Genomic DNA, 12,126 nt, shown 5'->3' with positions numbered 1-12,126 from the left:
CCCCTGGCGGATTCCGCTGGTGTTCGGTCCGTCGAACCGCAGGTCACAGGCGTGTGGCCGCGCGTACGGCGAGTCGGCGGCCATCGGCGGCCGGTACCGGAGGTCGGGTCAACGGCCCCTCGTTCAGGCCCGGCGATGGGTCCACTGCGGTTCGGTCAGGGCCCAGTCGCGGTCCCACTCGGCCAGCCGGCGCCGCAGGGTCACCTTGCGCACGGCGCAGTGCGCGAGGAGCACCGCGAGCGCCGCCCCGATGGTCGTGCAGGCACCGACGGTCACGCTGTGCTGCAGGACGGCGGAGGCGTCCGTCGGCGCGGGCACGTTCCGGCCGCGGGAGTCCAGCCACACGTCCACCGCGTCGCCGTGCCGGCTACCGGCCGGGACCCGGGCCGTGGTCGTCCGCTCCGTGCCGTCCGCCGTGGTCCAGCGCACGGTCGCACGGTAGGAGTACTGCCCGCCCCCCTGTACCGACGGGAGGGCGTCCGGGGTGGTTCTGTCGGCCACCGTCGCCCGCACGCGCTGCCGCTCGGCCCGCTGCTCCGCCGCGACCGCCTGAGCCCCGCCGTGGCTCCACAACGCGGTGGCCGCCCCCAGCAGCGGTGCCCCCAGGAACAGCAGGAGGGCGAAGGCCAGCATCGTCCACGCCTCGACGACGTCCGACCGGCGTCGCAGCGGATTGCGCCGCAGGCGCCAGCCGCGCACCCGGGTTCGCATGTCGACCTCCGCGCCTCGTGTGCGAGTGCCCGCAGTGGTCTGGTACCCCGTACGGCCGACCTCGTTCGCCCCGTCGGCACGCAGATCGCGGCGCACCCAGATCACCGCGCACCCACGTCGCGGCGCACCCAGATCATGGCGCACCCACGTCGCGGCGCACCCGGAAGGCGCCGCCCCCGGACGCGGTGGAGTCCGAAAGCGGCGCCGGATCAGCCGAAACGTTCGATCCGGATGCGTTCCACCGGCTGGCCGGCCGCCACCAGCAGGCGCGAGGCGTGCTCCGCGAAGGAGTTGGAGCCGCACACGTACGCCTCCCAGCCCCCGACGGGCGGGTCGGACAGCAGCGGCGCCAGGTGCGCGGCCGTCATCCGGCCCACGGGCGTGCCGGCCGGCGCACTCCGGGTGAACACCGGGGTCGTCTCCGCGCCCAGCTCACGGGCGTAGATCAGTTCCTCGGGGCTGCGCGCGGACACCAGCATCCGCAGCGGAACCGTCAGGGCCCGCTCCCGGTGGTGGCGGACCATCGACATCAGGGGCACGACCCCGGAGCCCGCGCCCAGCAGCAGGGCGGGCCGGTCGCCGGGCCAGGCGAAGAAGCCGCTCAGCGGGCCGCGCACCTCGATGCGGTCGCCCGGTCGGGCCACCCGGTGGAACCAGCCGGACACCTCGCCGTCCTCGACGTGGTCGAGGGTCAGCTCGATGTGCCCCGAGTCGTCCGGCGCGGACGCCAGCGAGTAGTGCCGCTGGGCCGCGTACCCGTCCTCGGCGGTGAGCCGCAGCATCAGGTGCTGGCCGGGAAGGTGGCCCGCCCACCCGGGCACCGCGAACCGGAAGGTGGACGCTCGGGGCGTCTCCCGGCGGATCTCCGTGAGGGTGGCCGTCTGCCACCTCGCGGCCACATCGCCCGCCACCTCGATGCGTCCCGGCACGGCGAACCGCGTCGGGGGAGTGAAGGCCGCCGTCGTGTGCGTCGTCGTCTCAGTCACCGGAGTACCGCTGCTCCTGCCAGGGGTTGCCGCGCGCGTGGTAGCCGTTCTGCTCCCAGAAGCCCGGCTCGTCGTGGTCGAGGAGCTCCAGGCCGGCGATCCACTTGACGCTCTTCCAGAAGTAGAGGTGCGGCACCACGAGGCGTGCCGGACCGCCGTGCTCGGGGGCCAGCGGCTGTCCGCCGTACTCCCAGACGATCCACGCGCGCCCGCCGGTCAGGTCCGCGAGCGGCAGGTTCGCGGTGTAACCGGTGTGCGCGTAGGCGACGGCGTGCGTGGCGGAGGGCAGGGGAGCCGCCGCCTCCAGGAAGGCGTCCAGGGACACGCCCGCGAACCGCACCCCGAACTTCGACCAGCCGGTCACACAGTGGATGTCGCCCTCGTACGCCGACGCCGGAAGGCGGTGGGCGCCCGCCCAGTCCCAGGTGCGCGCCTCGGCCACCAGGCCGCCGACGCGGAAGGTCCAGTCGGCGGGTGCCAGCTCGGGCGTGACCTCGGCGGACAGCACGGGCCAGTCGTCGCCGGCGTCGTACTGGCCGGGCGGCAGCCCCGGCCGGGCGCCGCGCGGGCGCCCGGTGAAGCCTCGGGTGGTGTTCATGCGGTCGGGCCTTTCGAACCGGCGCGAGCGGATGACGCGGCCGGCGTGGTCAGTGCGTACGCGGTCAACCGTACGTGTCTCCGGACCGGAGCTCAGTCCCGGTCCTCGTGGTCCGGGGAGCCCTGCCACGCGTTGTACCGCTCCAGATACGCGGCGAAGCGGACCAGGTCCTCCTCGGGCCAGTCCGCGAGCCGCTCCCGGAAGGCGGTGCGGCGGCTCTCGGTGACCTGGGCCAGGATGCGCCGCCCGGCCTCCGTCAGGTGCAGGACCTGGACGCGGTGGTCGTCCGGGTCGACGCGCCGTTCGACGAGTTCGGTGCGCTCCAGGGCGGAGACCTGGCGGCTGACGGTGGACTTGTCCAAGGCGTAGTGGGCGGCCAGGTCGGTGGCCCGGCAGCCGCCGCGTTCCTCCAGATGGCCGAGGAGCGTGTACGACACCAGGGACAGCTCCGGGTGCATGCGCCCGGCGGAGGCGCGGGCGCGGCGGGCGAAGGCCGTCATCTCCCGCTGGATCGTCTCCACGGCCGCGTCCGCCGGGCGGTCGCCGGGGGTGACAGTCGTCTCATCGGGCGTCCCGTCCGTCCTCACAGGTCCTCCTCCGCATTGCTAGTTGTAGAGTACAACTTGAATTAGAGGTTGTATAAGCCAACCATCACGGTGAACCTTTGGAGGTTGTGCGCGATGAAGTCGCACGCCCTGCGCCACGTACTGACGCACCTGATCACCCCGCTCCTGATGTGCGTCGGGATGGGACTCGCGTACATGGGGGCCTTCGTCACCCCCGAGCCGAACCACCTCCCGGTCGCCGTCGTCGGCTCCGGACCCGAGGCGAAGGTGCTCGCCCAGTCGGTGAAGGACGAGGCCGGTGACGCCCTCGACGTGCGCACCGTCGCCGACCGCGCCGACGCCGTCGACCTGCTGAAGGCCCGTGACATCACCGGCGCCTACGTGCCCGGCGCCGAGACCCCCGAGGTCCTGGTGGCCACCGCCGCCTCCGACATGGGCGCCATGGCCGCCGAGAAGGTCTTCACCCCCATCGCCGAACAGCAGGGCGTCCCCCCGAAGGTGACCGACGTGGCCACCCCGGTCGACGACGACCCCACCGGACAGGGCCTGTTCTTCCTGCTGATCGCGGTCAGCATCGGCTCCTACGCCTCCGTGGCCGCGCTCGGCGCCGCCGGCGGCGCCCTGCCGATGCGCGTGCGGGCCCTGCTCACGCTCGGTGTCTCCGTCGTGGTCAGCGGCATCGGCGCCCTGCTCGCCGGACCGGTGTTCCGGCTGGCCCACCACGACCTCGCGGGTGTGTGGGGCATGGCCTGGATGTACGCGGCGGGCATCCTCTTCATCGGCGTGGGCCTGCACACCTTCCTCAAGCGGTGGACCACGCTCGCCATGATGGTGCTGTTCGTGATGCTCAACTTCACCAGCTCCGGCGGTCTGTTCCGGCCCGAGCTGCAGAACGGCTTCTTCGGCACCCTGCACGCCTTCTGGAACGGCGCCGGGTTCGTCGAGGGCGCCCGCAGCCTGCTGTACTTCGACGGCGACGGGCTGGGCCGCAGCGTCTGGACGCTGACCGCCTGGCTGCTGCTCGGCCTCCTGGTCACCGCTCTCGCCGCCCTGCGCGAGCGGTCCGGCACGGCACCCGCACCGGCCCCCGCCCAGCCGAAGCACGCGCGGTCCGGCGAACGTGGGAGCGCGTCCCCGTCCACGGCCCTCGAGGAGGCGGAGGAAGAGGCCGAGGAGACCGTCGGCGTCTGATCATCTGGGGTAGGGTGACCGTCGGCCGCGGGCAGCCCCGGCCGTCGGACACCAAGGAGGTGAGACCCATTACCGCTGTGTCGCCCCGGGTGCTCTCACCTCACGGCAGTGCGGTCACCGGCAACGGATGACCGTGAGAGCGCCCTTCGGTCTGCGAAAGGCTCTCGGCTTCCATGCCCCCGCTGTCTCCATCGTCCCCTTTCCCCTCTCCCTTCTCCGCGTCCCTGCCCTCCCCTGACGCCGTCGTGGCCGCGCTGCGCACCGCCGGCTGCGTCTTCGCCGAGGACGAGGCCGAGCTGATCCTCGCGTCCGCCCGCACCGCCGGGGAACTCCTCGCCCTGGTGGACCGCCGCGTCAGTGGCCTGCCCCTCGAACTCGTCCTCGGCTGGGCCGGCTTCCGCGGCCTGCGCATCGCCGTCGCGCCCGGCGTCTTCGTGCCCCGCCGCCGTACCGAGTTCCTGGTGGCCGAGGCTCTGGCGCAGGCGCCGGACGCGGCCGTCGTCGTGGACCTGTGCTGCGGCTCCGGCGCGGTCGGCGCCGCCCTGGCCGCCGCACTGGACCGACCCGAGGTGCACGCCGCCGACGTCGACCCCGCCGCCGTGCACTGCGCCCGCGGCAACCTCGCCGACGCCGGCGGCCGGGTGTACGCCGGGGACCTGTTCGACGCGCTGCCCGACACGGTGCGCGGCCGCGTCGACATCCTCGCGGCCAACGTGCCCTACGTCCCCACCGGCGAGGTCCCCCTGCTGCCCGCCGAGGCGCGGGAGCACGAGCCGCTGGTCGCCCTCGACGGCGGCGCCGACGGCCTGGAGGTCCTGCGCAGGGTCGCCGCCGGGGCACCGGACTGGCTCGCGCCCAGTGGCTGCCTACTGGTCGAGACGAGCGAACGCCAGGCACCGGCGGCCGTCGACGCCTTCACCCGGGCGGGGCTCGCGACCCGTCTCGCGGTCTGCGAGGAGCTGTACGCCCATGTGGTGATCGGCGTCAGGGAGCCTGGCCCGGCCTAGGCGCGTCCGGCGGCGTGGCCCGGGCGATCAGCAGGGCCACGTCGTCGGAGTTCTCCGGCTCGTGCAGCGTGCGCAGGAGCAGGTCGCACACCTCTTCCAACGGGCGGTCCGGGCCCTCCAGCAGTGCCAGGAGCGCGTCGAGCCGCTCGTCCAGCGGATGCCTGCGCGTCTCGACGAGACCGTCGGTGTAGAACACCAGCCGGTCACCCGGCTCCAGGTCCACCGTGGTGGTCGAGAACCGGACCCCGCCCACCCCGAGCGGCACGCCGGTGGGCAGGTCCAGCAGTTCCGGCCGACGGCCGGCCCGCAGTCGGACCGGCGGCAGGTGGCCGGCGTTGGCGATCCGGCACTGCCGCAGGTGCGGGTCGTGGACGGCGTAGACACAGGTGGCGATGGCCTGGTCCAGGCCGGCTGTGGTCCGGTCGAGGTGTTCGAGCAGGAACGCCGGATCGAGGTCGAGGGCGGCCAGGGTGTTCGTCGCCGTGCGCAACCGTCCCATGGAGGCCGCCGCCGCGATGCCGCTGCCCATCACGTCGCCCACCACGAGCGCGGTCTTGCAGCCCTCCAGACCGATCACGTCGAACCAGTCACCGCCGACCTCGCTGGTGGCCTCGGCCGGCTGGTAGCGGGAAGCGACCTCCAGCCCGCCCGTCACCGGCGGATGACTGGGCAGCAGACTGCGCTGGAGGGTGAGGGCGGCGTCGCGGGCGTTCTGGTACCAGCGGGCGTTGTCGATCTGGAGCGCCGCCCGGACGGCCAGCTCGCGGGCGAGCAGCAGGTCGTCCTCGCCGAACGGCAGCGGATTGCCCATCCGCTTGAGGTCCAGCGCACCGAGCACCTCGCCCCGCGCGATCAGCGGCACGGCCAGGTAGGAGTGCACGCCCGCCCGGCGCAGCAGCTCGGCCGCCTCGGGAGAGCGGGCGATCCGCGGCAGGTCCTTCTCGGTCACCCGCTCCACCATCACCGGCCGGCCCGTGCGCACGCACTCGGTGACCAGGCGCTCCGGCCCGTACCGGGCGACGTGACCGGGCTGGTCCGCCGCCCGCAGCGCCTCGGGCGCGTCGAGCGCGTGCACGGCCAGCGCGCGGATCACGGCGGGTTCGGCCGGCCCCAGGGTGCTGCGACGGCCCTTCACCACGGCCTCCAGCAGATCCACGGCAGCTATGTCGGCGAGGCCGGGCACGGCCACGTCGGCCAGTTCGTGCGCCGTGCGGTCCAGCTCCAGGGTGGTCCCGATCCGGGCCGAGGCGTCCGCGACGGCGGCCAGCCGGCGCCGTGCCGCCTCCGCCTCGACGCTCGCCCGGTACTGCTCGGTGACGTCCACGACCGACACGGCCACGCCCAGCACGGCACCGACGGCGTCCTCCAGCCGGTACAGCGAGACCGACCAGGCGTGGTCCTCGTCCGGGGCGGCGGGGGTACGGCCGGTCGCCGACCGGTCGACCACCGGCCGCCCCGTCTCCAGCACCCGGCGTGCCGCCTCCTCGATCGGGGCGGCGTCCACCGACGGCAGCACCTCACGGATCGTGCGGCCGATGTGCTCCTCGGCGGGCAGGCCGTTGAGCCGCTCCAGGGACGGGTTGACCGACAGGTAGCGCAGCTCGGTGTCCAGCACCGCCAGCCCGATCGGGGACTGCCGGATCACCCGCGTGGACAGCGCCACGTCCTGTTCCAGACGGCGTACCGTCGACCGGTCCACCGCGAGCCCCAGCGCGTAGACGTCCCCCCGGTCGTCCAGGAGCCGCATGTTGCGGAACTCCACCAGCCTCGTCCCGCCGTCCTTGCGGCGGACCGGGAACGCCCCGGCCCAGCTCTTGCCGGTCCGCATGACGTCGGCGAACAGCTTCACGACCAGGTCGAGGTGGCGTTCGTGGACCATGATGCGGGCGGCGTACTGCCCGAGCGCCTCCGGCGCCGAGTAGCCGAACAGCTCCTCGGCCTGCGGGCTCCAGAGCACGATCCGGCCCTCGGTGTCCAGCACCACCGAGGCCACGTTCAGCACGTCGAGCAGTCCGCTCGGCCGCACCGGTCCGCGCGGCACGGCGTCCCCGTCCGACCCGGCAGACCCGGCTGCACTCATCCCACGCCCCGCCTTCGCCGTTCCACGCGGCACGCCCTGTCGATGCCGACTCCCTTGTTCTACCGCGTTCCACCGCGCACAGGGCCGATTCGCCGAGGCCGCTGCCGCCTCCTTCCAGCATCACCCGGCACGGAGGTGACCGCCGCACGGAGCAGGGGAGGGGCCGGTCCGGGCGGACCCGACCGGAGTTGGTCTGTACATGACTTCCGCGTCCGGCCAGACTGTGCGCCGAGCGCGTCCCGCCCGCCGTGTCGCCCACCCCCACCCGAGGAGCCCGCCCATGCGCCCGCACGCCCGGCAACGTTGTCACGCAGTCCTCACCGGACTCGCCGCCCTCACCCTCGCCCTCGCCGGCCCGTCCGCCCAGGCCGCCCCCGCGGCCGAGACCTGGACCGAGGTGGGCTCCGACCGCGCCGACCCGCTGACCGAGAGCCAGGGCCTGGCCTCGGTCGAGGTCCCGGCCGGCAGCCCCAACCGCTACACCGGCATCGGCACCATCCCGCTGAGCCTCAGCACCCGGGGCTGGAACCACGTCGGCGACCCCGACGCCTCCTACGACGGCCACTACGTCGAGCCCTACCAGCGGGACGACGGGAACACCAAGATGTTCCGCGTGCAGGCGCCCGACGGCAGCTGGTCGGAGTACGTGCACACGCTGAGCCCCGGTGAGGCGCTGAACAACTCCTGGTCCGCCGTCTCGCCGGACGGCCAGTGGATGCTGGCGGGCGAGTGGGGCACCATGAACCGGCTGCTGGTCTTCCCGACGCCCGGCGCCAACCCGGCCACCTCCCCCTCGGCGAACCTGCCGCAGGCGGCCACCGTCCACCTGGACCACGCGGTGCGCGACGTCCAGGGCTGCGACTTCCTCGACGAGACGACGCTGCTGTGCTCCTCCGACGACCCCGAGGGGGCACTCTTCGGCGTCACCAAGCCCCTGCTGCGTATCGACCTGTCCGCCGCCCCGAACGGCAGCGCGGACGTGACCGGCCACGTCACCGCCCTGCGGCAGCTGCCCCTGCGCAGCGCCTGCTCCGGCGCCTTCGAGGCGGAGGGCATCGACTACGACCGCCGCACCGGCACCCTGCGCGTGATCGTCGTGTCGCCGGGATTCTGTGTGCTGACCGACAGCAAGACGTACCGCTTCACCCAGGGCTGACCCGCGCCGGTAGTGCTCGGCCCCGGGTGGTGCTTTTCTGGGGATATGGGCCACGAGAGGAGCGATCACGATGGCCGGTGAGCGACTGCATCCGGAGTCCGTCTCCGTGGAGCTGAGCGGGTGCAGCAAGGAGGATGCCCGAACCGTGTTCGACGCCCTGTGTGCGTGCTTCTCGTCCGACCGCCGCTCGGACGAGGTGCCCCGGGACTACCACGAGGTCCGCCCCACCGTGTGGCTCGGCACGTTCGACGTGGCCGACGCCCACGGCGGATGCGACCCCGCCCGGCTCCGGGCGTCCGTCGAGGCCGACGTGCAGGGCGGCTACTGGGCGATCGAGCGTTTCCGCACCACCCTGGACTCCCTGTTCACCGTGCACGACCTGAGCACGGTCTCCGGGGACCAGGAGCGGGAACTGCACGTCCGGCTGGAGAGCCACTGACGCGAGCCCGCCGCCGGGGCGGTGTGGTGTACGCCGCCTCTTTGTGCAACTAGTTGCACAAAGAGGCGGCGGTCATCTACAACAGAGGCACCACACCGCGCACGGAGGGCCCGATGAGCCGTTACCCCCACCTGCTGAGCCCGCTGGACCTGGGCTTCACCACCCTGCCCAACCGGGTCCTGATGGGCTCCATGCACGTCGGCCTGGAGGAGGCCGAGCGCGGCTTCGAGCGCATGGCGGCCTTCTACGCCGCCCGGGCCCGCGGCGGAGTGGGCCTGATAGTCACCGGCGGCATCGCCCCCAACGACGAGGGCCGCCCCTACCCGGGCGGCGCCAAGCTCACCACCGAGGACGAAGCCGAGCGGCACCGGACCGTCACCGACGCCGTACACCGCGAGGGCGGCCGGATCGCCCTCCAGATCCTGCACTTCGGCCGGTACGCCTACCACGCCGACCTGGTCGCCCCGAGCCCGCTCCAGGCACCGATCAGCCCGCACGTGCCCCGCGAGATGACCGACGCCGACATCGAGCGCACCGTCGACGACTACGTCCGCACCGCCCGCCTGGCCCGCGCGGCCGGCTACGACGGCGTCGAGATCATGGGCTCCGAGGGCTACCTCATCAACGAGTTCATCGCCGCGCGCACCAACCACCGCACCGACCGCTGGGGCGGCTCGTACGAGAACCGCACGCGCTTCCCCGTCGAGATCGTCCGCCGGGTGCGCGAGGCGGTCGGCGAGGACTTCATCCTGATCTACCGCCTGTCCATGCTGGACCTCGTCCCCGGCGGCTCCACCCTCGACGAGGTGATCACCCTCGCCAAGGCCGTCGAAGCCGCCGGAGCCACCATCATCAACACCGGCATCGGCTGGCACGAGGCCCGCATCCCCACCATCGCCACCTCCGTGCCGCGCGGCGCCTACACCTGGGTGACCGAGCGCCTCATGGGTGAGGTGTCGGTGCCGCTGGTCACCACCAACCGCATCAACACCCCCGAGGTGGCCGAGCGGCTGCTCGCCGAGGGCACCGCCGACATGGTCTCGATGGCCCGCCCGATGCTCGCCGACCCCGACTTCGTCGCCAAGGCCGCGGCCGGCCGCCCGGAGGCGATCAACACCTGCATCGGCTGCAACCAGGCCTGCCTGGACCACACCTTCAGCGGGCAGATCACCTCCTGCCTGGTCAACCCGCGCGCCTGCCACGAGACCGAGCTGGTCCTCACCCCGACCCGGCGGCGCAAGCGCGTCGCGGTCGTCGGCGCCGGACCCGCGGGCCTCGCCTGCGCGGTCAGCGCGGCCGAACGCGGCCACGAGGTCACCCTGTACGACGCCGCGAGCGAGATCGGCGGCCAGCTCAACGTGGCCCGCAAGGTCCCCGGCAAGCAGGAGTTCGACGAGACGCTGCGCTACTTCCGTACGCAGCTGGCGGCGCACGGCGTCGACGTGCGCCTGAACACCCGGGTCGGCGCGGACGACCTCGACGGCCACGACGAGGTCGTCGTCGCCACCGGCGTCACCCCGCGCACCCCCGACATCCCCGGCGTCGACCACCCGAGCGTCGTCGGCTACCTCGACGTGCTGCGCGACGGCGCCCCCGTCGGCGACCGCGTCGCGATCCTCGGCGCCGGCGGCATCGGCTTCGACGTCGCCGAATACCTCACCGACGGCGGCGACAAGGCCCACGAGGACCCTCAGACGTACTTCCGCCTCTGGGGCGTCGACACCGACTACCGGACCGCCGGCGGCCTCGCCGCGCCCGAGCGCCCCGCGCCGCCGCGCACCGTCCACCTGCTGCAGCGCAAGACCAGCAAGGTCGGCGCAGGCCTCGGCAAGACCACCGGCTGGATCCACCGCACCGAGCTCAAGCACCGCGGCGTCACCATGGTCCCGGGCGTGCGCTACGACCGGATCGACGACGCCGGACTCCACGTCACCGTCGGCGACGAGTCCACGGTGCTGGAAGTCGACACGATCGTCCTGTGCACGGGCCAGGAGCCGAGCCGGGGCCTGTACGAGGAACTGGTCGCCGCCGGCCGCGGCGTCCACCTCATCGGCGGCGCCGACGTGGCCGCCGAACTGGACGCCAAGCGCGCCATCAAGCAGGGCACCGAGCTCGCGGCGGCGCTGTAGGCGGTGCGTGGGCCGTCCCTAGGATGAGCCCATGTCACTCCCGCACGCGATCCTCACCGCCCTGGTCGAAAAGCCGTCGTCGGGACTGGAGCTGACCCGCCGGTTCGACAGGTCGATCGGCTACTTCTGGTCGGCCACGCACCAGCAGATCTATCGCGAGCTGGGAAAACTGGAGGCCGACGGCCTGATCCGGGCCTTGCCCGGTCAGCAGCCGGCCCGCGGGCAGAAGAAGTCCTACGAGGTGCTGCCCGCGGGCCGCGACGAACTGGCCCGGTGGGCCGCCACCCCGCAGGACCCCAAGCCCCTGCGGGACGCGATGCTGCTGCGGCTGCGGGCCGCGGCCGTGGTCGGCACCAGCGGTATCGAGGCGGATCTGCGTCGCCATCTGGAACTGCACGAGAGGCAGTTGGCCGAGTACAAGGAGATCGAGAAGCGCGACTTCCCGCCCGGCAGGGACAGCAAGGAGGACCGGCTGCGGCACCTGGTGCTGCGCGCGGGCATCGATCTGGAGACCTTCTGGACCCAGTGGCTCGCTCACGCCCTGGCGGAGTTCGCCGGACTGGCGGACGGGGAAGGGCGGGGCTGACGGCTCAGTAGCGGTACGGCTCAGTAGCGGTTACGACTCAGTACTGGTACGGCTCAGAACCGGTAGGGCTCAGAACCGGTAGGGCTTCGAACGCCGGCGCAGGAACCAGGCCGCCCCGATCACGCCGGTGCCGACCAGCGCGCCGCCCGCCACCAGGGTGGCCGTGCCGTAGTCCTGGACGGCCCCGCCGAGACCGCCCAGGACACCGCGTGACGCCGAGGCCGAGGGGGAGGAAGAGGGGGAGCGGCTGGGCGAAGGAGAGGGCGCGGCCGAGACGATGACGGTCTGGGTGCCGGCGGTGCTGTTGTTGGAGCACATGACGATGACGGTGTACGTGCCCGGGCTGATCCCCGACCAGCTGGCGCCCTGCCCGGTGCTGTTCCCGGTCAGTGCCACCTGGCGTCCCTGGGCGAAGTCCCCCTGACTGCCGGTGATCAGCGAGGCGGTGCCCCAGCTGCCGTTGAGCTGGGCGCAGGCGGTGGTCGTGACCGACACGGTGGTCCCGGTGGTGCTCACGGAGATCCCGGGGCCGGCGGAGGCCGGGCCGGTGGCCAGGGTGACGGGCAGCGCGGCGGCTGCCACGGTCAGGCCGGAGCGGAGAAGTGGCGAAGAGATGCGCATGTGGACTGCCCTCCGGCGGCACGGTCGGCGGTACGTCCTGTGCGCCGCCGAGACCG

Annotated in this window: 12 protein-coding genes; 6 read left to right on the top strand and 6 right to left on the bottom strand. The window is 73.1% G+C overall.

The features are described 5' to 3' along the window. Positions 1 to 123: 123 nt before the first annotated feature. The 4 genes from ACLIN4_RS03690 to ACLIN4_RS03675 all read right to left on the bottom strand — a co-directional run bounded on the left by ACLIN4_RS03690 (position 124) and on the right by ACLIN4_RS03675 (position 2,795). The gene (locus ACLIN4_RS03690; RefSeq protein WP_100044660.1) at positions 124 to 711 is read right to left on the bottom strand and encodes a DUF3592 domain-containing protein; all 588 of its coding nucleotides are present in this window, start codon (positions 709 to 711) and stop codon (positions 124 to 126) included. A 209-nt stretch (positions 712 to 920) separates the two neighbouring features. Then, positions 921 to 1,640: a ferredoxin reductase gene (locus ACLIN4_RS03685; RefSeq protein WP_382021209.1), complete on the bottom strand. Its 720-nt coding sequence runs from the start codon at positions 1,638 to 1,640 to the stop codon at positions 921 to 923. Positions 1,641 to 1,689: 49 nt separating this feature from the next. Next, positions 1,690 to 2,295 (bottom strand): sulfite oxidase-like oxidoreductase, encoded by a 606-nt coding sequence (locus tag ACLIN4_RS03680; RefSeq protein ID WP_100044615.1) that lies wholly within the window; start codon positions 2,293 to 2,295, stop codon positions 1,690 to 1,692. Positions 2,296 to 2,387: 92 nt separating this feature from the next. Further along, positions 2,388 to 2,795, bottom strand: coding sequence for a MarR family winged helix-turn-helix transcriptional regulator (locus tag ACLIN4_RS03675; protein ID WP_179342420.1), 408 nt, complete (start codon positions 2,793 to 2,795; stop codon positions 2,388 to 2,390). 180 nt (positions 2,796 to 2,975) lie between these two features. On the opposite strand from ACLIN4_RS03675, the gene ACLIN4_RS03670 reads away from it, so the two are divergent. Further along, positions 2,976 to 4,052, top strand: a complete 1,077-nt coding sequence (locus tag ACLIN4_RS03670) for a hypothetical protein (RefSeq protein WP_381912138.1) — start codon at positions 2,976 to 2,978, stop codon at positions 4,050 to 4,052. A 173-nt stretch (positions 4,053 to 4,225) separates the two neighbouring features. Next, on the top strand, positions 4,226 to 5,059 hold the full coding sequence (locus tag ACLIN4_RS03665) for a putative protein N(5)-glutamine methyltransferase (RefSeq protein WP_411575483.1): 834 nt from the start codon (positions 4,226 to 4,228) through the stop codon (positions 5,057 to 5,059). Here the strand turns inward: ACLIN4_RS03665 and ACLIN4_RS03660 are convergent. After that, positions 5,037 to 7,139, bottom strand: coding sequence for a SpoIIE family protein phosphatase (locus ACLIN4_RS03660; protein ID WP_411575482.1), 2,103 nt, complete (start codon positions 7,137 to 7,139; stop codon positions 5,037 to 5,039). The two genes, ACLIN4_RS03665 and ACLIN4_RS03660, sit on opposite strands and share 23 nt — an antisense overlap. A 280-nt stretch (positions 7,140 to 7,419) precedes the next feature. On the opposite strand from ACLIN4_RS03660, the gene ACLIN4_RS03655 reads away from it, so the two are divergent. From ACLIN4_RS03655 to ACLIN4_RS03640, 4 genes are all read left to right on the top strand, one after another. Further along, complete coding sequence (locus tag ACLIN4_RS03655; protein ID WP_289908349.1) at positions 7,420 to 8,295, top strand: hypothetical protein; 876 nt, start codon at positions 7,420 to 7,422, stop codon at positions 8,293 to 8,295. A 70-nt stretch (positions 8,296 to 8,365) separates the two neighbouring features. Continuing rightward, positions 8,366 to 8,734, top strand: coding sequence for a hypothetical protein (locus ACLIN4_RS03650; protein WP_100044610.1), 369 nt, complete (start codon positions 8,366 to 8,368; stop codon positions 8,732 to 8,734). Positions 8,735 to 8,847: 113 nt separating this feature from the next. Further along, on the top strand, positions 8,848 to 10,863 hold the full coding sequence (locus ACLIN4_RS03645; RefSeq protein WP_307653234.1) for an NADPH-dependent 2,4-dienoyl-CoA reductase: 2,016 nt from the start codon (positions 8,848 to 8,850) through the stop codon (positions 10,861 to 10,863). Between the two features lie 31 nt (positions 10,864 to 10,894). After that, positions 10,895 to 11,449 (top strand): PadR family transcriptional regulator, encoded by a 555-nt coding sequence (locus ACLIN4_RS03640; protein WP_107477598.1) that lies wholly within the window; start codon positions 10,895 to 10,897, stop codon positions 11,447 to 11,449. A gap of 69 nt (positions 11,450 to 11,518) precedes the next feature. On the opposite strand, the gene ACLIN4_RS03635 is transcribed toward ACLIN4_RS03640, so the two are convergent. Then, positions 11,519 to 12,070, bottom strand: a complete 552-nt coding sequence (locus ACLIN4_RS03635; RefSeq protein WP_381915945.1) for a hypothetical protein — start codon at positions 12,068 to 12,070, stop codon at positions 11,519 to 11,521. Positions 12,071 to 12,126: the final 56 nt, after the last annotated feature.

Origin of the sequence: Streptomyces mutabilis, from assembly GCF_046628145.1 — a bacterium.
GTDB classification, from domain to species: Bacteria; Actinomycetota; Actinomycetes; order Streptomycetales; family Streptomycetaceae; genus Streptomyces; species Streptomyces mutabilis.
This window is presented reverse-complemented; position numbering and strand designations above follow the sequence as displayed.

What these genes read in the sequence shown, in the direction of transcription:
- ACLIN4_RS03645 (WP_307653234.1), top strand. Translation starts at nt 8,848, where the DNA reads ATGAGCCGTTACCCCCACCTGCTGAGCCCGCTGGACCTGGGCTTCACC.
- ACLIN4_RS03680 (WP_100044615.1), bottom strand. Translation starts at nt 2,295, where the DNA reads ATGAACACCACCCGAGGCTTCACCGGGCGCCCGCGCGGCGCCCGGCCG.
- ACLIN4_RS03665 (WP_411575483.1), top strand. Translation starts at nt 4,226, where the DNA reads ATGCCCCCGCTGTCTCCATCGTCCCCTTTCCCCTCTCCCTTCTCCGCG.
- ACLIN4_RS03635 (WP_381915945.1), bottom strand. Translation starts at nt 12,070, where the DNA reads ATGCGCATCTCTTCGCCACTTCTCCGCTCCGGCCTGACCGTGGCAGCC.
- ACLIN4_RS03640 (WP_107477598.1), top strand. Translation starts at nt 10,895, where the DNA reads ATGTCACTCCCGCACGCGATCCTCACCGCCCTGGTCGAAAAGCCGTCG.
- ACLIN4_RS03690 (WP_100044660.1), bottom strand. Translation starts at nt 711, where the DNA reads ATGCGAACCCGGGTGCGCGGCTGGCGCCTGCGGCGCAATCCGCTGCGA.
- ACLIN4_RS03655 (WP_289908349.1), top strand. Translation starts at nt 7,420, where the DNA reads ATGCGCCCGCACGCCCGGCAACGTTGTCACGCAGTCCTCACCGGACTC.
- ACLIN4_RS03670 (WP_381912138.1), top strand. Translation starts at nt 2,976, where the DNA reads ATGAAGTCGCACGCCCTGCGCCACGTACTGACGCACCTGATCACCCCG.
- ACLIN4_RS03660 (WP_411575482.1), bottom strand. Translation starts at nt 7,139, where the DNA reads ATGAGTGCAGCCGGGTCTGCCGGGTCGGACGGGGACGCCGTGCCGCGC.
- ACLIN4_RS03650 (WP_100044610.1), top strand. Translation starts at nt 8,366, where the DNA reads ATGGCCGGTGAGCGACTGCATCCGGAGTCCGTCTCCGTGGAGCTGAGC.
- ACLIN4_RS03675 (WP_179342420.1), bottom strand. Translation starts at nt 2,795, where the DNA reads ATGACGGCCTTCGCCCGCCGCGCCCGCGCCTCCGCCGGGCGCATGCAC.